The organism is Rhizobium oryziradicis, assembly GCF_001939045.1.
Taxonomy (GTDB): Bacteria; Pseudomonadota; Alphaproteobacteria; order Rhizobiales; family Rhizobiaceae; genus Allorhizobium; species Allorhizobium oryziradicis.
In genome coordinates this window covers 1-24962 of record NZ_MKIM01000027.1, presented here as the reverse complement: position 1 = coordinate 24962, position 24962 = coordinate 1, and the positions used below count along the sequence as shown (strand labels likewise).

The window sequence follows — 24962 nt, the reverse complement described above, 5'->3', positions numbered from 1 at the left end:
TTGCACACTGTCCGGTCCTTGCGCCCTGCCCATTCATTCTCACCATGTGGCGAACGTTATGATCAAAAATCTTCCCAAAGCTGACCTCCCGCTTCCGGCACCCCGCGTTTCAAATCCTGAAACACTGGCAGCAGAGATCATCGAACGGCTCACCTATGGTATTGGCAAGGACGCCAAGGTCGCCAAGCCCCATGATTGGCTGACCGCTACAATTTTGGTGGTGCGAGATCGCATCATTGACCGCTGGATGGAATCCACCCGCGAGACCTATGCCACCAACGCCAAGCGGGTTTACTATCTATCGCTGGAATTTCTGATTGGCCGCCTGATGCGCGATGCCATGAGCAATCTGGGCTTGATGGAAGAAATCCGCGAAGCCCTTGGCTCTCTGGGCGTGGATATGGCCGTCATCGCAGGTCTTGAGCCCGATGCCGCACTTGGCAATGGTGGCCTCGGCCGCCTCGCCGCCTGCTTCATGGAAAGCATGGCAACGGTGAATATCCCGGCCTACGGCTATGGTATTCGCTATGTCCACGGCCTTTTCCGCCAGCAGATGGCCGATGGCTGGCAGGTGGAATTGCCGGAAACATGGCTGGCCCACGGCAATCCATGGGAGTTTGAGCGCCGCGAAAGCTCTTACGAAATCGGCTTTGGCGGCGGCGTGGAAACCATTAGCACCGGTACGGACGAAATCCGCCATGTTTGGAAGCCCAGCGAGCGCGTGATTGCCATGGCCTTCGACACCCCCATCGTCGGCTGGCGTGGCGCGCGCATCAACACGCTGCGTCTTTGGTCGGCCCAGCCGATCGATCCGATCTTGCTCGACGCCTTCAACGCTGGCGACCACATTGGCGCGCTGCGCGAAAGCAACCGGGCTGAGAGCCTCACCCGCGTGCTTTATCCCGCCGATGCCACGCCAGCCGGTCAGGAATTGCGCCTGCGACAAGAATATTTCTTCTGCTCCGCATCCCTGCAAGACATTGTGCGCCGCCATCTGCAACAGGGCAACGCGCTCACCGATCTTCCGCAAAAAGTGGCGATTCAGCTCAACGACACCCACCCGGCGGTGTCGGTTGCCGAATTGATGCGCCAGCTCTGCGACATTCATGGTCTGGACTTTGACACGGCTTGGGAGATCACCAAGGGCACATTCTCCTATACCAACCATACGTTGTTGCCGGAAGCGCTGGAAAGCTGGCCCGTGCCGCTGTTTGAGCGGCTTTTGCCTCGCCATATGCAGCTGGTCTATGCCATCAATGCCAAATGTCTGGTGGAGGCGCGCAAGGAGAAAAACTTCAACGACGCGGAAATCTCCAGCATTTCGCTGATTGATGAAAATGGCGACCGGCGCGTGCGCATGGGCAATCTGGCCTTTATGGGCTCGCATTCCATCAATGGCGTGTCTGCGCTGCACACCGAGCTGATGAAGGAAACGGTGTTTGCCAACCTGCACAAGCTCTACCCCGACCGCATCAACAACAAGACCAATGGCATTACCCCGCGCCGCTGGCTGATGCAGTGCAATCCCGGCCTCACCTCGCTGATCCGCGAAGCCATTGGCGATGAGTTTCTCGACGATGCCGAGAAGCTGACGGCGCTGGATGCCTTTGCCCACGACAGCGCGTTTCAGGAAAAATTCGCCGCGATCAAAAGGGCCAACAAACAGCAATTGTCGAATCTGGTGGCCAGCCGCATGGGCATTCGGCTCGATCCATCGGCGATGTTCGATATCCAGATCAAGCGTATTCATGAATACAAGCGCCAGCTTCTCAACATCATTGAGACTGTGGCGCTTTACGATCAGATCCGCTCGCATCCTGAGCGCGACTGGGTGCCGCGGGTAAAACTCTTCGCAGGCAAGGCAGCGCCAAGCTATCACAACGCGAAATTGATCATCAAACTGGCCAATGATGTGGCGCGGGTGATCAACAACGACCCATCGGTGCGCGGATTGCTCAAAGTGGTGTTCGTGCCCAATTACAATGTGTCGCTGGCCGAGGTCATGGTGCCTGCCGCCGACCTGTCCGAGCAGATCTCGACGGCAGGCATGGAAGCATCCGGCACCGGCAATATGAAATTTGCCCTCAACGGTGCGTTGACCATCGGCACGCTGGACGGTGCGAATGTCGAAATGCGCGACCATGTTGGGGCGGACAATATCTTCATCTTTGGCATGACCGCCGAAGAGGTGGGCAATGTGCGCACAGAAGGCCACAATCCCCGCGCCATTATCGAGCATTCGCGCGAACTCTCACAAGCGCTGTCCGCCATCGCGTCCGGTGTCTTTTCTCCCGATGATCGCGGTCGGTTCCAGGAGCTGGTGGATGGGCTTTATTCCCACGACTGGTTCATGGTGGCCGCCGACTTCGATGCCTATGCTAGCGCCCAACGCACCGTGGATGAGGTCTGGCTGGACCGCAGCACGTGGAACGCCAAAACCATCTACAACACCGCTCGCATGGGCTGGTTCTCTTCGGATCGGACGATCAAGCAATATACGGCCGACATCTGGAGAGCCTAATGAAGAAACCAAGCAAGCAGGCCGAAAAATCAACGGAGCCTATGGCTCCAGCCCCTGCTGTTGTTGATGCCATTCTATCGGGTCTGCATACGGATCCTTTTGCCGTGCTGGGCGTGCATAACAGCGTAGACGGCTTCGTGGCCCGCTGCTTTATTCCCGGTGCTGAAACCATCACGGCCATGGGGCTTGATAGCACCACGCTGGGTGAGCTGAATTGCCTGCACCCGGATGGTTTTTTTGCGGGCAACATTGCCGTGAAATCCATCCAGCCATTGCGCTACCGCGCCACACGCGGCGATGTGGAATGGTCCGTCACCGACCCCTATAGCTTTGGTCCGGTGCTGGGGCCGATGGATGATTATTTTGTGCGCGAAGGCTCGCATTTACGCCTGTTTGACAAGATGGGATCCCACCCCATCCACCATCAGGGGGTCGATGGCTTTCACTTTGCGGTCTGGGCACCCAATGCCAAACGGGTGTCCGTGGTGGGTGATTTCAACGAATGGGATGGCCGCCGCCATGTGATGCGACTGCGCCGCGACACCGGCATTTGGGAAATTTTCGCCCCCGATGTGCGCGCCGGCAGCACCTATAAATTTGAAATCCTCGGCATTTATGGCGATGTTTTGCCGCTCAAGGCCGATCCCTTTGCACGGCGCAGCGAATTGCGCCCGCAAACCGCCTCGATCACCACAGGCGAGCTTGAGCAGGACTGGGATGACGGCGACCATATCAAACATTGGGCAAGCGTCGACAAGCGCCGCCAACCGATGTCGATCTATGAAGTCCATGCCGGGTCTTGGCAATTGCGCGACGATGGCTCGTTTCTGAGCTGGGATGAAATGGCCGAGCGGCTGATTCCCTATTGCGTTGATATGGGCTTTACCCACATCGAATTCTTGCCGATCAGCGAACACCCCTATGATCCGTCATGGGGCTATCAGACCACGGGCCTTTATGCCCCGACGGCCCGCTTTGGCGAGCCGGAAGGCTTTGCCCGTTTCGTCAATGGTTGCCACAAGGTTGGCATTGGCGTGCTGCTGGATTGGGTGCCAGCCCATTTCCCCACCGACGCCCATGGCCTTCGCCAGTTCGACGGCACAGCCCTTTATGAGCATGAAGATCCGCGTCAGGGCTTTCACCCCGACTGGAACACAGCCATCTACAATTTTGGCCGCTCCGAGGTTCTCTCTTATCTGACCAACAATGCGCTGTATTGGGGCGAGAAATTCCACCTCGACGGCTTGCGGGTCGATGCCGTGGCCTCGATGCTTTATCTCGATTATTCGCGAAAAGACGGCGAGTGGATTCCCAACGAATATGGCGGGAGGGAAAATCTGGAATCGGTGCGATTCCTGCAAAAAATGAACCAGCAGGTCTATGCAGCCCATCCGCAGATGATGACCATTGCCGAGGAAAGCACATCCTGGCCAAAGGTGTCGCAGCCGGTGCATGAGGGTGGCTTGGGCTTCGGCTTCAAGTGGAACATGGGTTTCATGCATGACACGCTCAGCTTTTTTGCCCGTGATCCGCTTTATCGAAAATTCCACCATCAGGAAATCACCTTCGGCCTGCTCTATGCGTTCAGCGAAAATTTCGTGCTGCCCATTTCCCATGATGAAGTGGTGCATGGCAAAGGCTCAATGATTGCCAAAATGCCTGGCGATGATTGGCAGAAATTTGCGAACCTTCGCGCTTATTATGCGTTTATGTGGGGGTATCCCGGCAAGAAGCTGTTGTTTATGGGGCAGGAATTTGCGCAATGGAGTGAATGGAGCGAAAAGCGCGCGCTGGACTGGAACCTGCTGCAATATCCTCTACATGAAGGTATGCGCCGGCTGGTGCGCGATTTGAACCTGACCTATCGCAACAAGCCAACGCTGCATGCCCGAGACTGCGAAGGAGAAGGTTTTGAATGGTTGATCAGCGATGATGTCGAGCAATCAGTGTTTGCGTGGCTGCGCAAAGCACCCGATTGCAAGCCCATCGCGGTGATCGCAAACCTGACCCCCGTTTATCATGAGCATTATACTGTTCCGCTGCCGGTTGCTGGCCGATGGCGGGAAATTTTAAATACAGATGCTGAAATCTATGGCGGCAGCGGCAAGGGAAATGGCGGTCGCGTGGAGGCGGTGCCTCAGGGCCACGATTGGGCAGCAGCGAGCCTATCGTTACCACCATTGGCCGTGATTATGCTGGAGCTGGAATCTTAATGCGGGAGGGCATTTTATGACAACAAAGAGAGTTCAACCCTTGGCGCGCGATGCAATGGCCTATGTGCTGGCAGGGGGACGAGGAAGCCGCCTGAAAGAACTGACGGATCGCCGCGCAAAGCCCGCAGTCTATTTTGGCGGCAAAGCCCGCATCATTGATTTTGCCCTGTCCAATGCCATCAATTCGGGCATCCGCCGCATCGGTGTCGCCACCCAGTATAAAGCCCACTCCCTGATCCGCCATTTGCAGCGTGGCTGGGATTTCTTGCGGCCAGAACGCAACGAGAGCTTCGATATCTTGCCAGCCAGCCAGCGCGTCTCGGAAACGCAATGGTATGAAGGCACGGCTGACGCCGTGTTTCAGAATATTGATATTATCGAATCCTACGCGCCGGAATATATGGTCATTCTGGCCGGCGACCACATCTATAAAATGGACTATGAGCTGATGCTTCAGCAGCATGTCGACAGTGGCGCCGATGTCACCGTTGGCTGCATGGAGGTTCCAAGACTGGAAGCCACCGCCTTTGGTGTCATGCATGTTGATGACAAAGACAATATCATCGCTTTTGTCGAAAAACCTGCTGATCCGCCGGGTATTCCGGGCAACGAAAGCATGGCGCTTGCCTCCATGGGCATCTATGTTTTCCACACTAAGTTCCTGATGGACGCCTTGCGCCGCGATGCGGCCGATCCCAATTCCAGCCGGGATTTTGGCAAGGATATCATCCCGTATATCGTTGAAAACGGCAAAGCCGTTGCCCATCGGTTCGCCAGTTCCTGCGTCCGCTCCGATTTTGAAAGAAACCCCTATTGGCGCGATGTCGGCACCATTGATGCCTATTGGCAGGCCAATGTTGACCTCACAGACATCGTGCCGGAGCTGGATATCTACGACAAGACCTGGCCAATCTGGACCTATGCAGAGATCAATCCACCCGCAAAATTCGTGCATGACGATGAGGGCCGTCGCGGCTCGGCAATTTCATCTCTGGTGTCGGGCGATTGCATCATTTCCGGTTCAGCCCTGTATAAGAGCCTGTTGTTCACCGGTGTGCGGGCCAATTCCTACTCGCGGCTAGAGGGCGCGGTGATTCTGCCAAAAGTGCTTGTTGGTCGTCATGCGCGGCTGACCAATGTGGTGATCGACCATGGCGTGGTCATTCCCGAAGGGCTGATCGTGGGTGAAGACCCGGAAATGGATGCCAAGCGTTTCCGCCGTTCTGAAAATGGGATCTGCCTCATCACCCAGGCCATGATCGACAAGCTGGATCTGTAATCAGATGAATGTTTTATCCGTCACCTCGGAAGTCTATCCGCTCATCAAAACCGGTGGTCTTGCCGACGTGGCGGGTGCACTGCCGCTGGCGCTTGATGTGCTGGGCATCAATACCCGTACCCTGCTGCCGGGCTATCCGGCGGTGATGGACAAGATCGGGCCTGCCAATCCCTTGATGCATTTCCCAGATCTTCTGGGCGAAGCGGCCACCCTTCTGGCCGCCACCTATGAAGGGCTGGACCTTCTGGTTCTCGATGCACCAGACCTTTATCGAAGAGCCGGTGGCCCCTATCTGGACCCCACAGGCCAAGACTATGTCGACAATTGGAAACGCTTTGCGGTTTTATCCATGGCCGGCGCGCAGATTGCGCAAGGGGCGCTGGCCGATTGGCAACCTGATCTGGTGCATGTGCATGACTGGCAGGCAGCCCTTGTGCCCGTGTTTATGCGCTATAGTGAAAAGCCTGAAATCCCCAGCCTTTTGACCATTCATAACATTGCATTTCAGGGGCAGTTTGCCGCCAATATCCTGCCAGAGCTGAACCTTCCCGGCCATGCCTATTGGGAAGCGCTCGAATATCATGGCACGGTATCTTACCTGAAGGGGGCCATTGTCACCGCCCACGCCATCAGCACCGTCAGCCCATCCTATGCCGAGGAAATTCTCGACCCCGCCTATGGTATGGGATTGGAAGGCGTTGTGGCCAGTCGCGCCGACAGCCTGCACGGGATTGTCAATGGAATCGATATTGAGGCCTGGAATCCGGCCAAGGACGCTCTCATTACCGCATCTTACGGCGTGACAACGCTGAAAAAGCGCAGCCTCAACAGGGAATCATTGACCAAGCATTTTGGCCTCGATCATGATAATTCCCCAATTTTCTGTGTGATTTCACGCCTGACCTGGCAAAAAGGCATGGATGTTCTGGCCGAGATTATTGACGATCTGGTGGCAGAAGGCGGCAAGCTTGTGGTTCTCGGCTCTGGAGAGCCGGGGCTGGAATGGGCGTTGAAAACGGCAGCAAACCGCCATCCCGGCCGGGTGGGTGTGCAATTGGGCTATAATGAGCCGCTGTCTCACCTCATGCAGGCAGGCAGTGATGCCATTATCATTCCATCGCGTTTTGAACCTTGCGGCTTGACCCAGCTTTATGGCTTGCGCTACGGCTGCGTGCCAGTGGTCGCACGAACCGGTGGTTTGAACGACACGATCATTGACGCCAACGCGGCAGCGCTTAATGCTAAGGCGGCAACCGGCATACAATTCGCGGCAGTGACTGCGGAAGGATTAAGACAGGCGGTGCGACGCACAATTCGTCTGTTCAAAGACACAAAAACATGGAATCAGATCCAGAAGCAGGGCATGAAAGCAGACGTATCATGGGAAACAAGCGCACAGGCTTACGTCCATCTTTATCATCGCCTCCTCGGAAAAGGCTGAAACACGCATGATTATCACGGTTCCAACCAAACCCTATTCTGACCAGAAGCCCGGCACATCGGGCCTGAGAAAGAAAGTTCCGCATTTCCAGCAGGAACATTACGCCGAAAACTTTATCCAATCGATTTTCGATTCGCTGGAAGATTTCAAAGGCAAAACGCTGGTGATCGGCGGCGATGGACGGTTCTATAACCGTGAAGTCATTCAAAAAGCCATCAAAATGGCCGCTGCCAATGGCTTTGGCCGGGTGCTGGTGGGTCAGGGCGGCATTTTGTCGACGCCTGCGGCTTCCAACATCATTCGCAAATACAAAGCTTTTGGCGGTATTATTCTGTCTGCCAGCCACAATCCCGGCGGACCAACCGAAGACTTCGGCATTAAATACAATATTGGCAATGGCGGCCCGGCACCGGAGCGCATCACCGATGCCATCTATGCCAATTCCAAGACCATCACCTCCTATAAGACGCTGGATGTTGCCGACATCAATCTCGACAATGTCAACAGCTTTGAGCTGGGCGCGATGACGGTTGAGGTGATTGATCCTGTTGCGGATTATGCCGCACTGATGGAGCAATTGTTTGATTTCCCCGGCATTCGCAACATGTTCAGCCTCGGATTTCGCATGTCCTTTGATGCCATGAGCGCCGTCACCGGCCCTTATGCGAAGGAAATTCTCGAAAACCGTCTGGGTGCCCCGGAAGGCACAGTGCGCAATGGCACACCCCTGCCCGATTTTGGCGGCCATCATCCGGACCCAAATCTGGTGCATGCCAAAGACCTCTATGATGAATTGATGGGTCCAGATGCGCCGGACTTTGGTGCCGCATCGGATGGCGACGGCGACCGCAACCTGATTATCGGCAAGGGCATGTTTGTAACCCCGTCTGATAGCCTTGCGATTTTGGCCGCCAATGCCAACCTCGCCCCCGGCTATTCCGCAGGCATTGCCGGCATTGCCCGGTCCATGCCCACCAGTGCGGCGGCCGACAAAGTGGCCGAGCGGCTGAAAATCGGCATGTATGAAACACCAACCGGCTGGAAATTCTTCGGCAACCTGATGGACGCTGGCAAAGTGACCATCTGTGGCGAAGAAAGTGCTGGCACCGGCTCCAGCCATGTGCGCGAAAAGGACGGGCTATGGGCCGTGCTGCTCTGGCTCAACGTGCTGGCAAGCCGGGGTGAGAGCGTGCAGGAAATCGTGCGCCAGCATTGGGCCAGCTATGGTCGAAACTACTATTGCCGCCACGATTATGAAGAAGTCGATTCAGATGCCGCCAATGGGCTGATTGAAGCGCTGCGCGCCAAGCTTGCCGATCTGCCCGGCACTCAAATCGGTGATCTGACCGTTGAGGCCGCCGACGACTTTGCCTATCACGACCCGATTGACCATTCGGAAAGCAAGAAGCAGGGCATTCGAATCCTGTTTGCAGGCGGCTCGCGCATTGTGTTCCGCCTGTCTGGCACCGGCACATCCGGGGCCACGCTGCGTGTTTATATCGAGCGGTATGAGCCGGATTCGTCCAACCACAGCATGGAAACCAAGGACGCGCTGGCCGATCTGATTGTTGCCGCCGAAGAACTGGCAGACATCAAGGCCCGCACCGGGCGCGATGCGCCCAGCGTGATCACCTGATCAAAGCTGATGGCAAGTGGCGGCGCGAAATTGACAGCGACGGGAGTAGACTTTGCGGTCTTCTCTCGTCATGCGGATAAAGTCGAACTTTGCCTGTTTGACGACAAGGGCGAACGCGAAACCAAGCGTCTTGCCATGCAGCGCGGCGCTGATGGGTTTCACCGTATCAGCGTCAAGACTGTCAAGGCCGGTGCGCGCTATGGCTATCGCGCGCATGGTGTTTATGATCCCGACCAAGGGCAATGGTTTGATCCCTCCAAACTTCTGGTCGATCCCTATGCGGTGATTTTGGATCGGCCTTTCCAGTATGATGCGCGCCTGTCGGAATTTGGCTTTGATACAGAATCGCTGGTGCCAAAGGCGGTTTTGAGCGAGCCCATCACGGCCAAAATCGAGGCCCCTCGCCTGCCCGCTGGTGGCTTGATCTATGAAGTCAGTGTGCGCGGTTTTTCCATGCTGCATCCTGATGTGCCAGAGACAATGCGAGGCACCGTGGCCGCCCTCGCCCATCCGAGCATCATTGCTCATCTCAAGCATCTTGGTGTTGATGCCATTGAGCTATTGCCAATCACCGCATGGATTGATGAGCGCCATCTGGCGGCTTTAAACCTTCGCAACAGTTGGGGTTATAACCCCGTGGCCTTTATGGCGCTTGATCCGCGCCTCTGCCCCGGCGGGCTGGCAGAATTGCGCGACACTGTCGCGGCCCTCCATGCCGAGGGCATTGGTGTCATTCTCGATCTGGTGTTCAACCATACCGGAGAGAGCGACCGTTTTGGTGCCACGCTCTCCATGCGCGGGCTGGATAACCTCAGTTACTACCGCCATCTGTCCGATCAGCCCGGCGTTCTGGTGAATGACACCGGCTGCGGCAATACGGTCGCCGCAGACCATCCGATGGTACGGCAATTGATTGTCGATACGCTGCGCCATTTTGTCTCCAATGCCGGGGTCGATGGTTTTCGCTTTGATCTGGCACCGGTGCTTGGGCGCACAGCCGAAGGCTTTGAAGCCCAGGGCGAAACACTAAGCGCCATTCTGAATGACCCGTTGCTCAGTGACCGGGTCGTGATTGCCGAGCCATGGGATATTGGTCCCGGTGGCTATCAACTTGGCAATTTTCCAAAACCGTTTCTGGAATGGAATGATCGCGCCCGCGATGTCATGCGTCGCTTTTGGCGTGGCGATGATTATATGAGTGGGCAAATCGCCACCGCCTTGGCTGGCTCCTCGGATATTTTCTCTCAAGACACCACCCGCAGCGTTAATTTTATCGCCGCCCATGATGGCTTTACCCTGCATGATCTTGTTGCCTACAACCACAAGCACAATGAGGCCAATGGCGAAGACAATCGCGATGGCCACAATGACAATCACTCCTGGAACAATGGTGCGGAAGGCGAAACCTCCAATCCCGCCATTCTGGCAGCCCGCAAGCGGGATCTCGCCGCCCTGCTCTCCACCCTGTTTGCCAGCAAAGGCTGGATCATGCTGACGGCAGGTGATGAAGGCGGACGCAGCCAGCGCGGCAATAACAATGCCTATTGTCAGGACAATGCCATCACCTGGCTGGACTGGTCACACCTCGATCGCGATCTCGTTGATCTGACCGCATCGCTTTCCGCCGTGCGAAAGCGCTTTTCAGTGCTGCGTGATCCTGCGTTTTTCCAAGACGGTGATGTGGAATGGGTCTCGGCCTCTGCTAAGCCCATGTCTGTGGGGGATTGGGAATCGCAATATGGCACGTTTGTCGGACTTATTCTCAACACGCTTGATCATCAGACCGACACAGCGGTTCGTCTCGCCATTCTGATCAATCGTGGCGGCGCGTTTTCGCTCACCATGACCGAGCCATCCATCGGACAATGGCGCAATGTGCTGACGGATAGTCTCGGCACCAGCATGGAAATTCCGGCCCGCTCTGTGACATTCCTGATGGAAGACCCAACTGAACGGTCTTGATACAGTGTGTTTTATGGACAAATGCGCCCAAGCCTGTATGACAGCGCCGTGCGCCATATATGGCGCACAAAGGTTCTCTATAACACTTGATACCTACAACATGATGTTCATCTAAATCCGCGTGGATTTAGGTGAAACTCAGGCTGACGGGTGCCGCTTTGATGACGAAGAGGGCAATATGCCACGCGAAATTTCACTTGCCGAATTGCCAGGCCTCGTCGGTCAGGACGTGGGTGTTTCCCAATGGATCACCATCGACCAGGCCATGATCGATGCCTTTGCCCATGCCACCCATGATCATCAGTTTATTCACACCGATCCAGAACGTGCCAAAGCAGAAAGCCCCTATGGCGGCACAATCGCCCACGGCTTTCTCACGGTTTCACTATTGTCGACCATGAATTACGACTGCGTGCCGGTGGTGCGCGAACAAACCATGGGGATCAATTATGGCTTTGAAGCTTTGCGCCTGATCTCGCCGGTGCGCAGTGGGGCACGCATTCGCGGCCGCTTCACGCTCACCAATGTGCGGTTTCGCGGTGCTGCCATGTGCATGACCACCTATGATGTGACGGTTGAAATCGAAAACGAACAAAAGCCCGCTCTCACCGCCACATGGCAAACCATCATCCAGTTTGACCCGAAGGACCGCCCGGAGGACGTTTAAGGAGCATGGCCAACACCCTTTCAATCCGCGACTCATTTTTAGATCAAGCACGATCCTGCGAGGCCCTCGGCTCGCCTTTCAATGCCCGCCTTTGCCGCCTGGTTGCAGCAAAGCTTGAAGATAACAATGCTGTGGCCAACCGCATCCTCTCTTGGCCCGGCGATACAACATCCGCAGGTGATTCCGTGCCGTTGCGGCTGGCAGGCACACTTCATGCTTTGGTGCTCAACGGTCTGAATGGGTCTCTGGCGCGCGTTTATCCACCGCATCACGTCGATGATGATGCTCTTTGGGCAGCGGTTTCACAGGCTTTGGTTGAGAACGAAAGCTTTATTCAAGAGCGTTTGAACTCGGCTCCTCAAACCAATGAAGTCCGGCGCTCTGCGGCCCTGCTTCCCGGGTTTCTCACCCTTGCCTCTCTGTTCGGCCTGCCCTTAAAGCTTTCAGAAGTTGGGGCCAGCGCCGGGCTGAACCTTCAATGGGACCGGTATCGCTATCAACTGGCGGATTTCATCTGGGGTGGCCCCTCAAAGGTAACGCTGGCACCCGAATGGCAAGGCGCTTCGCCGCCATTTGCGGACATCACAGTTGCCGAGCGGGCTGGATGCGATCTCAACCCGCTTGATCCGACATCAAGCGAAGATCAAATGCGGCTGTTTTCCTATATCTGGCCAGATCAAACTGACCGGCTTGAACGGACCAAGGCAGCACTCGATATCGCCACCAACAATAACCTCTCCGTCACCCGCGCTGATGCGATTGAATGGCTCAAGACCAGACTGACACAGCCGCACGACGGCCTGATCCATGTGATCTATAACTCTGTCGCATGGCAATATTTGCCAGACCGCTTGAAAGCTGAGGGAGAAGCTCTCATTCAGCAAGCTGGGCAGCATGCAACAATGCATGCGCCTTTGGCGCATTTGCAGATGGAAGCCGATGGCAAACGGGGGGCGGCGTTAAGCCTGCAGATCTGGCCAAATGGTGAAAAACGCGAAATTGGCCGTGCCGATTTCCATGGCCGTTGGATAAATTGGGCCGGTTGGACACCATAACCATCAGCAGGCGGCACCTGCCTGGTTCAACATCAAGCCGACAGACGTGAAAAAGGCCCCGGAGCAAATCCGGGGCCTTGTTATTCAATCACTTAAAAACCGGTGGTTGGCTGAGATCCGTTGCCGGTTTAGCGGCGGGTGTTGTGCCTGCACCCGCACCGCCAAACGATGGTGGCGTGCCGAGGTCGAAATTCGGCCCACCCGAGCCGCCGCCAATAGGGGGCAAACCAAGGCCGCCGCCAAGCGCCGGGACTTCGATTTTCACCTTGTCCAGATTAAGCTCTTTTGGCTTTTCCACCCACATGGTCACCGATTGCGGCAGGAAAATCACCACGCCAACAATGATCAATTGCATGCAGACCCATGGAATTGAGCCAAGATAAATCTCGCGGGTCTTGACGCTTTTGGGGGCAACACTGCGCAGGTAAAACAGGGCAAATCCGAAGGGTGGATGCATAAAGGAGGTCTGCATGTTCACGCAGATCAATACGCCGAACCAGATCAGATCGATACCAAGATGCTGGGCCACAGGGGCCAGCATGGGCACGACGATAAAGGCGATTTCAAAGAAATCGAGGAAGAAGGCGAGGAAGAAAATGAAGAAGTTGACGAACAGCAGAAAGCCGGTTTGCCCACCTGGCAGGCCCGTCAGCATATGCTCAATCCAGCGTGAGCCGTCCATGCCTTGAAACACCAGGCTGAAGCAGGTGGAACCAACCAGAATCATCACCACCATGGAGGTGATCGACATAGTGGATTCCATTGCCTGCCGCATCAACGGCCATGTCAGACGCCGGTGTGCGGCCGCCAGCACCAATGCGCCGACAACGCCCAATGCGCCCGCTTCTGTGGGTGTGGCAAGACCCAGAAAGATGGTGCCCAACACCAGAAAGATCAACACGATGGACGGCAGCATCCCGGCCAGAACCTTGCGGATCAGCTTCCAGTCGAGATCACCACGCACTTCCTTTGGCAAAGGTGGTACAAGCGATGGGCGGAAGATGGAAACGCCGAGGATAAACAGGATAAAGATGCCGATCTGCATCATGGCAGGGCCCACGGCCCCCATATACATATCGCCCACCGATTTGCCGAGCTGGTCGGACAAGATCACCAGAACCAGTGACGGTGGAATCAACTGCGCCATGGTACCAGAGGCGGCGATAACGCCGGTTGCCAGCTTTTCGCTGTAGCCATAGCGCAGCATAACCGGCAGAGAAATCATGCCCATGGTGATGACCGAGGCCGCAACCGTGCCGGTGATGGCACCCATAATCGCGCCCACGAGAATGACTGCGTAGGCGATACCACCGGGCACGGCACCAAACAGTTTGCCGGTTCCCTCCAGCAGATCTTCAGCCAGACCGCAGCGCTCCAGAATAGCACCCATCATGGTGAAGAACGGAATGGCCAACAGCAAATCATTAGAAACAATGCCGAAGAAGCGATAGGGCAGCGCTTGCAGGAACACTTCCTGAAAATGGCCGGTGGCAATGCCGATCAGGCCAAAAAATATGCCGACCGCCCCCAGCGAAAATGCCACTGGAAAGCCAAACAGCATGAAAAGGACCATGCCAAGAAACATGGCGGGCGGAATAATACCGAAATCGAACATGGTGATGTCCCCTCTAAATGCGGTGGCTTATTGCAGCGGCTTTTCATAGCGGGTGTCGATTTCGACCCTGCCATTCAGCGCAGCAATGCGTTTGACCAGTTCGGACAGCCCTTGCAGCACCAAAAGCGCAAAGCCTGCTACCAGAACCAGTTTGACCGGCCAGCGCAGCAACCCACCCGCATTGGAGGACATTTCATTTTGGGTAAAGGACAACCAGAAGAACGGCCAGCACAGGAAGGTCATGTAGACGCACACTGGCAGCAGAAAGAAAATCAACCCGATGGTATCAATCCAAAGGCGTTTGCGCTCGGATACCGATCCATAAATCAGATCCACCCGCACATGGCCATTCTTGCGCAGCGTGTGGGATGCGCCCACCAAAACCACATAGGCAAACAGATACCACTGAATCTCCAGCCAGCCATTGGAGCTGATGTTGAAAATATAGCGTATAATGGCATTGCCAGCGCTGATCAGGCAGCACAGCAAGACCAGATATTCTGCAATGCGACCAAAAAATTCGCTTAAGCGATCGACCGATCGGCTTAATCCCAACAAAAGGTTCATAGCGGCCCTCCCAAATCTTCGTTTTGCTTAGAACAAGCGGCGTTGTTGCGCAACCGCGCACCTTCGCCATTCAGTAGATTTGGGCAAAAGCAAGGTGATATTGGTCTAAAGTCGAAGCTTTTTGGTGATCACACCACGATGCGCGCTTGGTCACCGCAATCTTCGCGTTGCACGCGCAGCAGAGTTCGGTTAGTTTAGAAAAATCAGGCATAATGTCCTCGATAATGCCCGTTCAAAAGATGGGCTGTCGGAGGCTGTCGCGCATGATTTGTTGGGAGAAACCGCTTTTGGGGAGCAGGAGCATGAGCGAACACCATTCAGGACCAGTCGAGACTGGTGCCAAAATGGACTATTCCGAACACGAAAAGACCTATGACGGCTTTATCAATCTGACAAAATACGGCTCGGCCATTCTCGTCGCTCTGATGATTGCCATGGCAGCAGGTTTTTTTGGCGCGGCGGGCTTTTTGGGAGGCTTCGCCATCTTCATTATTCTCAGCGCTGTCGGTATTTTCTTGATGCGCTAAAGAGCGACAGTGCTTTGCTGGCAAATCAAAATTTGAGACACAAAAAAGCCGGGGAATGCCCCGGCTTTTTTAATGGTGATGCAATCAGCTGGTGCCGCGTGTGCGCGCCAAACCATCGCGCGCCGGCTGATAATTGGGATCAAGCCCCACGGCGTGGGAATAGGACTTTGCAGCCTTGACCTTATCGCCACGACGCTCATAGACCAGCGCCTGATTGGCCCAGGATTCGGCCAGCTTCGGGTTCATTTCAATCGCATGATTGAAATCGGCAAAGGCGTTTTCATCATCATTCAAGGCGAGGTAGCTGACACCACGACCATTGTATGGCTCAGGCGCACCCGGCGACAGAGAAATCGCCTTGGAGAAATCGTCAATTGCCTTATCGTGCTGGCCGCGCAACTGGTAAATCAGACCGCGATTGTGATAGGCCCGGCCATCGGTGGTATCGAGCGAAATCGCCTTGGAGAAATCCTGAAACGCCTCATCAACGCGTCCGGCCTGGCGGTAAATATTGCCGCGGCCAATATAGGCAACATCGTAATTCGGATTGATTTTCAAAGCGGCCGTATAATCACGCGCGGCTTCAACAGGCTTACCCATGTTGCGATACACAAGAGCGCGGTTGGCATAGGCCTGATAAAAATTTGGATTGATCTGCAAAGCGGTGCTGAAATCAGCCAAAGCGCGATTGAAATCGCCGGCACGCCCATAAGCAGAGCCGCGCACATTGTAACCGCTTGGATCTTTGGGATTGGCCGCAATGACAGCAGTGAGAGAACTGATATTCTCCTTGGAGCCTTGCGCGCGGTCAATATTGATCACATCCGTGGTCTGGCTGGTCTGACAGCCTGCGAGAGCGAAAAAGACGGCGACGCCGAAAGCCTTTACTCCCAGTCCATTCCAGCGCGACATATGCGCCTTACCGCTGATGTTGGAAGATATCCCGGCCATATGCACCATGCTTTCCGTTCCGCTTAACTAACGACGTATCTGTCACAATGACGGCAAAGAAACGTCATACCATTGAAATCAGCCATATGATTATCTCTTAAACCGATTCCGGCCAAGCGTATCATGGCATCATTGCACAATAGACTATCTTCAACATAGAAAAAGCGGCCACGTGGAGACCGTCGCCGCTTTTTAATTTAAACCACTAAATTGCGGCCGATTAACGGCTGGCAACACGAGGAGCAGGCGCAGCAATCAAGCCTTCACGCTGCATCTTCTTGCGTGCAAGCTTGCGAACGCGACGAACGGCTTCAGCCTTTTCGCGAGCACGCTTCTGCGACGGCTTTTCATAGTAGTCACGCATTTTCATTTCACGGAAGATGCCTTCGCGTTGCATCTTCTTCTTCAAGGCGCGAAGCGCCTGATCAACGTTGTTATCGCGGACAAGTACCTGCACGTCGAATCCCGTTCCTTTGGTTTTATGTTCAACAGCCGCCAGACGAATACCATCGGACGGACCCAAAAAAATGCTGTTCACTGAACCCGAGAGTTCAGTAATTTCGAGCGCCAATAACAGATCGATAGGCCAGAGTCTATATCCAGTTGCACAGTCTTTTAAAAAAGACCCTGCAAATGCACTCGAAAGCACCCCAATTTGCATGGGTTCAAAGCGGGGAGCGCTTTTTTTACACAGACGCTATCGTTCAAACGATCCAGTGGAGCGCGCCATGCGTTAGATAGAAGATTATGATGAAAATGCCATGGCTGTGCACGAATAATGCTGACGTGTCGAAAGACGAACAGATGCGTGTCGCAAAGGAAGGGGCATGGCGCATATTGATCTGTCACAGCTTTGCCTCTACGCCAGAGTGACGTGGTTATAGGAGACGATAGGAATGCGCAAATATTCGGTTTTTGCCGTAGCCCGCGAGGCGCTTCGCGCCCACACCGGTTGGAGCGCCCAATGGACATCGCCCGAGCCACGCAAATCCTATGATGTCATTATTATTGGCGGCGGTGGCCATGGCTTGGGCGCTGCCTATTATCTGGCCAAAGAACATGGCATCACCAATATTGCCGTGATTGAAAAAGGCTGGATTGGCGGCGGCAACACCGGGCGCAACACCACAATCATTCGCTCCAATTATCTCTATGAAGAGAGCATGGACATTTACGAGCACTCCCTCAAACTCTGGGAGGGCTTGAGCCAGGAGCTGAATTACAATGTGATGTATTCGGCCCGCGGCGTGATGATGCTGTCGCACAATGTGCATGACAAGCAGAGCTTCAAGCGCCACGTCCATGCCAACACGCTCTATGGCATTGATAATGAGTGGCTGACGCCGGAACAGGCCAAGGCCTTCTGCCCGCCGCTGGAGATTGGCAAAACCGCCCGCTACCCCATCAATGGGGCCGCCCTGCAACGGCGCGGCGGCACGGCCCGCCATGATGCCGTGGCTTGGGGCTATGCCCGTGCTGCGTCCGATCGCGGTGTGCATATCATTCAAAATTGCGAAGTCACGGGTATTCGCCGCGGACCCGGCGGTGAAGTCATTGGCGTTGATACCTCCAAGGGCTTTATTGGCGCGAAGAAAATCGGCGTTTCCGCCTCCGGCCACAATTCCATGGTGATGGGCATGGCCGATGTGCGCCTGCCGATCCATTCCACGCCGCTGCAAGCGCTGGTGTCGGAGCCGCTCAAGCCGATTTTCCCCTGCGTGGTGATGTCCAACACTGTGCACGCATATATTTCGCAATCGGATAAGGGCGAGTTGGTGATTGGGGCTGGCACCGACCAGTACAACTCCTATTCACAAACCGGCGGTTTGCAGATTATCACCCACACGCTGGATGCGATTTGCGAGCTGTTTCCAATTTTCCGTCGCGTCAAGATGATGCGCCAATGGGGTGGTATTACCGACAACACCGCCGACCGTTCACCGATTCAGAGCGTGACGCCAGTGCCCAATCTGTTTGTCAATTGCGGCTGGGGCACCGGTGGCTTCAAGGCCACGCCCGGCTCTGCCAACCTGTTTGCCCATCTGATTGCCAAGGGTGAACCGCATGACTTGGCCAAGGGCCTGACGCTGGATCGGTTCCGCACCGGACGATTGATTGATGAAGCGGCTGCGGCTGCGGTGGCTCACTAAATAAAGGGATTTCGAGATGCTGTTGATCAAATGTCCCTATTGTCAGGAAGAACGGTCCGAACTGGAGTTTCACGGCGCAGGCGAGGCGCATATTGTGCGGCCTTCCAATATTGCCGAGATTTCCGATGAAGAGTTTGAGGCCTATTTCTTTCTGCGCGATAACCCAAAGGGTATTATCTTTGAACGTTGGCGGCATCTGCATGGCTGCGGGCGCTTCTTCAACGCGGTGCGCGATACGGTCAGCGACAAATTTTTGCTGACCTATAAGGCAGGTGAAGCAAAGCCGGATGATGCCGCTGTGCAGGCCCTCATCGACAACAAGGGAGCTGCGAAATGAGCGGAGCCAATCGTATCCCCGGCAAGGGCCGTCTGACCCCTGCCAGAACCGCCCGTTTCACTGTCGATGGCCGCATTCTCACGGCCCTTGAAGGTGATAGCGTGGCATCGGCGCTTTTGGCCAATGGCATTCATCTCGTCGGCCGCTCGTTCAAATATCACCGTCCACGCGGCATTCTCACGGCTGGCCCAGAAGAGCCAAACGCGCTGCTCGACATTTCGCGCGATAGTGCGCGGCGTCAGCCCAACGTGCGCGCGCCCGTGCAGGAAGTGTTTGATGGCATGCGCGTGCAGACGCAAAACCGCTGGCCGTCGCTGTCGATGGATATTGGTGCGGTCAATGATCTGCTCTCGCCCTTCTTTGCCGCTGGCTTCTACTACAAGACCTTCATGTGGCCTAAAAGCTTCTGGCACAAGATTTATGAGCCGATCATCCGCCGTGCCGCAGGCCTTGGCGTGGCCCCAACCGAAGACGACACCGATCATTATGCCAACCGCTACGCCCATTGCGATGTGATGGTGGTCGGCGGCGGCGTGGCGGGCCTGACGGCGGCGCTTGCCGCGGCTGAGACAGGCGCATCGGTGATCATCTGCGATGAACAGCCGGAAATGGGTGGCGCTTTCCATTATGACACCGGTGCGGTGATTGATGGTGTGAGCGGCTACGACTGGGCGCAAGCCACTGTGGCGAAATTGAAAGCCATGGACAATGTCACCGTGCTGACCCGCACCACAGCCTTTGGCTATTACAACCATAATTTCCTCGGTCTGGCCGAGCGCATCACCGACCATATCGCCAAACCCGCCAAGGGCTTGCCCCGCGAACGGCTGTGGCAGGTGCGGGCAAAAAAAGTGGTGCTGGCCACCGGCGCGATTGAGCGCCACATGGTGTTTGCCAACAACGACCGCCCCGGCATTATGCTGGCGTCGGCTGCGCGCACCTATCTCAACCATTTTGGTGTTGCCGTGGGCGCAAAAGTGGCGGTCTACACCGCTCATGATTCGGCCTATGAAGCCGCGATTGATCTGAAAAAAGCGGGCGTCACCATTGCAGCGATTATTGATTGCCGCGAAAAGCCCGGCGAAGCTGTGTTGGCGGAGGCAAGAGCGCTGGGCATTGAGGTGCTGACCGGCCATGGTGTGACGGATACATCCGGTCGCCTGCGAGTCAAAACCATCAGCGTGCAGCGCAATTCCGGTGGCTCCACCCGCAAGATTGATGTGGATGCGCTGCTGGTGTCAGCAGGCTGGACGCCTTCGGTGCATCTGTTTTCGCAATCGCGCGGCAAGTTGAAGTTTGATGCCGCCAAGGATCGGTTCCTGCCGGATGTGTACGTGCAGGAAAGCCTCTGCGTGGGTGCCTGCAATGGCACGGATGATTTGAGCGATCTTTTGGCGGAAGCCCATGCCGCAGGCAGCCAATTTGCCAAAGAGACCGGCGCGGACGGTGCAACAGCCGCGATTCCGAATGGCAAGAACGCCTTTGCTTGGACCGGCGGTATGATTGGTGCCGCCCAAGGGGCTGGCCGTGACACAACCGTGAAAGCCTTTATCGACTTCCAGCACGATGTCTGCGCCAAGGATATTCGCTTGGCGGTGCGCGAGGGAATGCATTCCATTGAGCATATCAAGCGCTTTACCACCAATGGTATGGCGTCGGATCAGGGCAAGCTGTCCAATATGCACGGACTGGCCATTGCCGCCGAAATGCTGGGCAAGGATATCCCGCAAGTGGGCCTCACCACTTTCCGCGCCCCCTATACGCCGGTGACCTTTGGCACGCTGATCAACCATTCGCGCGGCGAGTTGTTTGACCCGACGCGCAAAACCCCGATGCATGATCTGGAAACAGCACTTGGTGCCGATTTTGAAGATGTCGGCAACTGGAAACGCGCCTGGTATTACCCCAAGCCCGGCGAGGACATGCACGCCGCTGTCAACCGCGAATGCAAAACCGTGCGCGAGGTTGCGGGCGTGTTCAATGCCTCGACGCTGGGCAAGATCGAAGTGGTTGGCCCGGATGCGGCCAAATTCCTCAACCTGCTCTACACCAATCCGTGGGACAGCCTGAAGCCCGGCAAGGCCCGCTATGGCATCATGACCCGTGATGATGGGTTTATCTATGATGATGGTGTGGTCGGACGTTTGGCAGAAGACCGCTTCCACGTTACCACCACCACCGGCGGTGCGGCCCGCGTGCTGAACCATATGGAAGACTATCTGCAAACGGAATTCCCAGAGCTGAAGGTCTGGCTCACATCTGCTTCCGAGCAATGGGCAGTGATTGCCGTGCAGGGACCAAAGGCGAGAGAGATTATCGAGCCCTTCATTGAAGGCATTGATATTTCAAACGAAGCCTTCCCGCATATGAGCGTGGCCGAAGGCAAGTTCTGCGGCGTGCCTACCCGCTTGTTCAGAGTATCCTTTACCGGCGAAGTGGGCTTTGAAATCAACGTGCCCGCCGATTACGGCGCATCCGTGTTTGAAACCGTGTGGAAGCGGGCGGAAAGCTTAGGTGCCTGCCTCTATGGCACAGAAACCATGCACGTGCTGCGCGCCGAAAAAGGCTATATTATTGTCGGCCAAGACACTGATGGCACGCTGACGCCGGATGATGCCAATTACGGCTGGGCCGTCTCCAAGAAAAAGACCGACTTTGTGGGCATTCGCGGTCTCAAGCGCCCTGATCTGGTGGCCTCAGGCCGCAAGCAATTGGTTGGCCTTTTGACCAAAGACCCGAACGAAGTACTGGAAGAAGGCGCGCAGATCGTTGCCAACCCCAATCAGCCCAAGCCGATGACCATGCTGGGCCATGTGACGTCATCCTATTGGTCTGAAAACCTTGGCCGCTCCATTGCCATTGCGACTGTGGCAGGGGGCCGTGCCAAGATGGGCGAAACGCTCTATGTGCCGATGCCCGACAAAACCATTGCCGTTGAGGTGACGGACATGGTGTTCTTTGACAAGGAAGGAGGCCGTATCCATGGCTGATATGATCAATGCCACCCGCAAAACGGTTTTGGATGGCAAAACCGCAGGCTCCGCCCATGTCACACTTACACCCGCAACTCCTGCCTCGCGCATTTCCTTGCGGGCAGGCGCGGATGCTGTAGCTGGCCTGTCCACAGCACTCAACCTTGCCCTGCCGACAACACCAAAAACCTCCACCCAATCCGGCCCCAGCCTCGCTTTCTGGCTCGGCCCGGATGAATGGCTGGTGATTGACGAGAGCGAGGCCGACCTGATGGCACTTTGCGCCACCTCCGGCACCATCCACTCCGCCACCAATGTATCACACCGCAACACCGCCATTCTGGTGTCTGGCCCCGGTAGCGTGCAAACCCTCAACACCGCCTGCCCGCTCAATCTGTCACAAAAAACCTTCCCGGTGGGTTCTGTTACCCGCACGGTGTTCGGCAAGATCGAGATCGTGCTCTACCGGATGAATGAGCAGGATTTCCGCGTAGAATGCTGGCGTTCTTTTGCAGAATATGCCTTTGGCATGTTGCAAGAAGGGGCTGCGGACGCGAGCCTTTAAGAACCTCTCAAACGAAAAAGCCGCCTTGCAAAATTATGCAAGGCGGCTTTTTTAATGGCATTTTTTAAGTGTTAGAAACGGGTAATCACCGTAGCTCCAACACTTTGAAATTTATCCATATTGGCCAGTGCGTCCGGAGCCTCATCAAGGCTAATCTGACGCCCAACCAGCTTTGACGGGTCCAGCTTGCCACTTTGCACCATGTCCAGCATTGCACCATAGCGATGGGCTTGCATGCCATGGCTACCCAGCAATTCCAGCTCCCAACCAATCACCTTGGCCATAGGAACCTGCGGCTTGGCGTGATCGGCCAACATCAGACCAACCTGCACATGCTTGCCGCGCCGACGCAGGTTCTGTACCGAGTTAAAGCAAGTCACAGGATGTCCAAGCGCATCCAAAGACACATGCGCCCCGCCCTTGGTGATTTCCATCACCGCCTCTGCCACATCAGCAACGGACGATGCATTTACGGTAGCAACAGCGCCCAACTCCTTCGCCAAGGCCAATTTATCCTCGCCAATATCAATGGCCACGACGTTTGCGCCCACGGCATTGGCAATCATAACGGCTGACAAGCCGACACCGCCGCAACCATGCACCGCAACCCACTGCCCTGCCCCGGCCTTGCCCTGATCAACAACGGCGCGAAAAGATGTGGCAAACCGGCAGCCAAGGCTGGCCGCCGTGGCAAAGTCCATTGTCTGTGGCAAAGCAACCAGATTGAGATCGGCCTGATGGATCGCAACATATTCCGCAAACGATCCCCAATGGGTAAACCCTGGCTGGAACTGATTATGACAAACCTGCTGATGTCCGGCGTGGCATTCGTCACACGAACCGCAACCACCCACGAAAGGCACCGTCACCCTATCGCCCACTTTCCAGCGGACCACACCCTTGCCAACGGCAACAACAGTGCCTGCCAATTCATGACCCGGCACATGGGGCAACGTAATATCAGGGTCATGTCCCATCCAGCCATGCCAGTCACTGCGACACACGCCCGTCGCCTCAACTTTCACAACCACGCCATGCGACGGCGGTGTCGGATCATCAACGGTCACGACCTTGGCATCTTCGCCGTAGGCTTCAAACAACACAGCTCTCATCTTTGCTCCCATGTTTCACATAACGTACAGATCATAGAGTTGTAGCACGCCGCCATGAGGGAGCGAATAACGTCAGCGCCACGCATCCCATGAAATGCGCAGCGACATAGAGATCACTTCCAACTTTTGAAATCGTCTGCAACGCAGCCGAAGGGCGCATTCTGATCGCCAAAACGCTCTTGAAGATGTGTACAAGCCCAACGATTGAGAGGCGCTGGCATCATATTGTTGATATCCGTTGCCGGTGAGGTGAACTGCGACGGAGCCGCAAAGACATACCAAAGCCAATAACCAAACAAGGCAACGAGCAGAAGCAAGACGGCCGCCGCAAACACCTTGAGACTCTGAACGAAAAACTGGGATTTCGCCTGTGGATGATTTTCACTCTGCTCACCAATTAGTCCTTGATCGGTGAGAGTACGCAGCAAATTCGCGCGCTCTTCCTGCGCCAAATTGATGCGCTCAAGGCGACTGTCCAGCAACACGGGTACGGAAGCGTGTTCATGCCACGCCGCTAATGCAACAGGGTGTCCTTTTGATTCTCCAATAACGATGGGTTCAGCACCTTTCTCAAGTTGCGTAAATGCCATCCGTTTGGTTTTATCCTCCCTGACCGTATCTGCATAAGTCAGAGTCAATCGGCCCCTGCTCTCGCTGGAAGCCGTGATTGCAACGGGAACTAAGCTCAACATTCCCGGCTGACGGATATAGCCACGCGAACGAAGTATCCGAAATAGCGTTAACAGCAAAAGAACCAAGCCGGCAGCGAGTAAGAAACCGAACGCCAAAAAACTGATGATTCGATTCCACAACATGGAAAGGCCGAGCGAAAGCGTTGCCAGTTTCGGATCCGTTTTCGAGATCACGATGCTGGCTTCATAGTCGCCACTGTGAAGATCCACGAACATGAAATCGGTTTCTGCAACGTGTTTCACACCGTCATAGGCGTAGGTTAGTTTGGCCTCGCATGAGGTAAAAATTGCCTTCTTGGTCCTGCAACTTCCTTGAATGTCGCCGTCTTTCAACTCCAGCGGAGCCTGTTTGATCTGGAGATCGCGCAAAATTCCAGGCCCTTCCATACAAAACATCGCGACCAGCAACGCGAGAATGATGGGAGGTGAGAAATAGTACACGAAGGGTAAGGAGAGAACGTCCCGCTTGATGGTCAACGGACGTTGAGGAAGTGTCATGTTCAAATTGATCATCATCTATCTAGCTACGGTGCTTCACCGCAAATTTCTGTTTTCGCAAGACCTTACCATAATAGGAAGTATATGCCGATAGAAGCCCCGAAATAGCCAAAGACTCTCCAAATTTCAGCTTGGTTGTGCCCAGCAGACCCGGAACGTGAGGATTGGTGGTTTTCGAGCTTTACTGCCCCAAAACGCAAAA

Annotated in this window: 19 protein-coding genes; 13 read left to right on the top strand and 6 right to left on the bottom strand. The window is 55.4% G+C overall.

Annotation, left to right across the window (positions count from 1 at the left end):
• The first annotated feature begins 58 nt into the window (after nt 1–58).
• From BJF95_RS11130 to BJF95_RS11095, 8 genes are all read left to right on the top strand, one after another.
• Nucleotides 59–2521, top strand: coding sequence for a glycogen/starch/alpha-glucan phosphorylase (locus tag BJF95_RS11130; protein WP_075639546.1), 2463 nt, complete (start codon nt 59–61; stop codon nt 2519–2521).
• A 41-nt stretch (nt 2522–2562) separates the two neighbouring features.
• Entirely contained in the window at nt 2563–4734 is a 2172-nt protein-coding gene (gene glgB / locus BJF95_RS11125) for a 1,4-alpha-glucan branching protein GlgB (protein ID WP_245297332.1), read from the top strand.
• 16 nt (nt 4735–4750) lie between these two features.
• Complete coding sequence (glgC, locus tag BJF95_RS11120; RefSeq protein WP_075639544.1) at nt 4751–6013, top strand: glucose-1-phosphate adenylyltransferase; 1263 nt, start codon at nt 4751–4753, stop codon at nt 6011–6013.
• A 4-nt stretch (nt 6014–6017) separates the two neighbouring features.
• Complete coding sequence (gene glgA, locus BJF95_RS11115; RefSeq protein ID WP_075639543.1) at nt 6018–7454, top strand: glycogen synthase GlgA; 1437 nt, start codon at nt 6018–6020, stop codon at nt 7452–7454.
• A gap of 7 nt (nt 7455–7461) precedes the next feature.
• Complete coding sequence (locus BJF95_RS11110; RefSeq protein WP_075639542.1) at nt 7462–9090, top strand: alpha-D-glucose phosphate-specific phosphoglucomutase; 1629 nt, start codon at nt 7462–7464, stop codon at nt 9088–9090.
• 9 nt (nt 9091–9099) lie between these two features.
• Nucleotides 9100–11052 (top strand): glycogen debranching protein GlgX, encoded by a 1953-nt coding sequence (gene glgX / locus BJF95_RS11105; RefSeq protein WP_075639541.1) that lies wholly within the window; start codon nt 9100–9102, stop codon nt 11050–11052.
• Between the two features lie 178 nt (nt 11053–11230).
• Nucleotides 11231–11719 carry a MaoC family dehydratase gene (locus tag BJF95_RS11100; protein ID WP_075639540.1) on the top strand — a complete coding sequence of 163 codons (489 nt, stop codon included), beginning with the start codon at nt 11231–11233 and terminating at the stop codon, nt 11717–11719.
• Nucleotides 11720–11724: 5 nt separating this feature from the next.
• Complete coding sequence (locus BJF95_RS11095; RefSeq protein ID WP_075639539.1) at nt 11725–12774, top strand: DUF2332 domain-containing protein; 1050 nt, start codon at nt 11725–11727, stop codon at nt 12772–12774.
• An 88-nt stretch (nt 12775–12862) separates the two neighbouring features.
• Here BJF95_RS11095 and BJF95_RS11090 read toward each other — a convergent pair whose 3' ends face one another.
• Nucleotides 12863–14389 carry a TRAP transporter large permease gene (locus BJF95_RS11090; RefSeq protein WP_075639538.1) on the bottom strand — a complete coding sequence of 509 codons (1527 nt, stop codon included), beginning with the start codon at nt 14387–14389 and terminating at the stop codon, nt 12863–12865.
• A gap of 27 nt (nt 14390–14416) precedes the next feature.
• Nucleotides 14417–14956: a TRAP transporter small permease subunit gene (locus BJF95_RS11085; RefSeq protein ID WP_075639537.1), complete on the bottom strand. Its 540-nt coding sequence runs from the start codon at nt 14954–14956 to the stop codon at nt 14417–14419.
• Nucleotides 14957–15258: 302 nt separating this feature from the next.
• Between BJF95_RS11085 and BJF95_RS11080 the strand changes: the two genes are divergently transcribed.
• Entirely contained in the window at nt 15259–15483 is a 225-nt protein-coding gene (locus BJF95_RS11080; protein WP_075639536.1) for an aa3-type cytochrome c oxidase subunit IV, read from the top strand.
• An 84-nt stretch (nt 15484–15567) separates the two neighbouring features.
• On the opposite strand, the gene BJF95_RS11075 is transcribed toward BJF95_RS11080, so the two are convergent.
• Entirely contained in the window at nt 15568–16395 is an 828-nt protein-coding gene (locus tag BJF95_RS11075) for a tetratricopeptide repeat protein (protein WP_139317520.1), read from the bottom strand.
• 259 nt (nt 16396–16654) lie between these two features.
• Nucleotides 16655–16891 carry a 30S ribosomal protein S21 gene (gene rpsU, locus BJF95_RS11070; RefSeq protein ID WP_075640281.1) on the bottom strand — a complete coding sequence of 79 codons (237 nt, stop codon included), beginning with the start codon at nt 16889–16891 and terminating at the stop codon, nt 16655–16657.
• Between the two features lie 439 nt (nt 16892–17330).
• Between rpsU and BJF95_RS11065 the strand changes: the two genes are divergently transcribed.
• Genes BJF95_RS11065 through BJF95_RS11050 form a run of 4 tightly spaced genes read left to right on the top strand, consistent with a single transcriptional unit; the run spans nt 17331 to nt 22458 of the window.
• Nucleotides 17331–18584, top strand: coding sequence for a sarcosine oxidase subunit beta family protein (locus BJF95_RS11065; RefSeq protein WP_075639535.1), 1254 nt, complete (start codon nt 17331–17333; stop codon nt 18582–18584).
• Nucleotides 18585–18600: 16 nt separating this feature from the next.
• A complete protein-coding gene (locus BJF95_RS11060; protein ID WP_075639534.1) occupies nt 18601–18921 on the top strand; it encodes a sarcosine oxidase subunit delta in 321 nt (106 codons plus the stop codon).
• The gene (locus BJF95_RS11055) at nt 18918–21911 is read left to right on the top strand and encodes a sarcosine oxidase subunit alpha (protein ID WP_075639533.1); all 2994 of its coding nucleotides are present in this window, start codon (nt 18918–18920) and stop codon (nt 21909–21911) included. Before BJF95_RS11060 ends, BJF95_RS11055 begins: the two co-directional genes overlap by 4 nt.
• Entirely contained in the window at nt 21904–22458 is a 555-nt protein-coding gene (locus BJF95_RS11050) for a sarcosine oxidase subunit gamma (protein ID WP_075639532.1), read from the top strand. The genes BJF95_RS11055 and BJF95_RS11050 overlap by 8 nt, the downstream gene beginning before the upstream one ends.
• 71 nt (nt 22459–22529) lie before the next feature.
• Here the strand turns inward: BJF95_RS11050 and BJF95_RS11045 are convergent, their stop codons facing one another.
• A complete protein-coding gene (locus BJF95_RS11045; RefSeq protein WP_075639531.1) occupies nt 22530–23570 on the bottom strand; it encodes a zinc-dependent alcohol dehydrogenase family protein in 1041 nt (346 codons plus the stop codon).
• 113 nt (nt 23571–23683) lie between these two features.
• A complete protein-coding gene (locus tag BJF95_RS11040; protein ID WP_245297300.1) occupies nt 23684–24775 on the bottom strand; it encodes a hypothetical protein in 1092 nt (363 codons plus the stop codon).
• Nucleotides 24776–24962 lie beyond the last annotated feature (187 nt).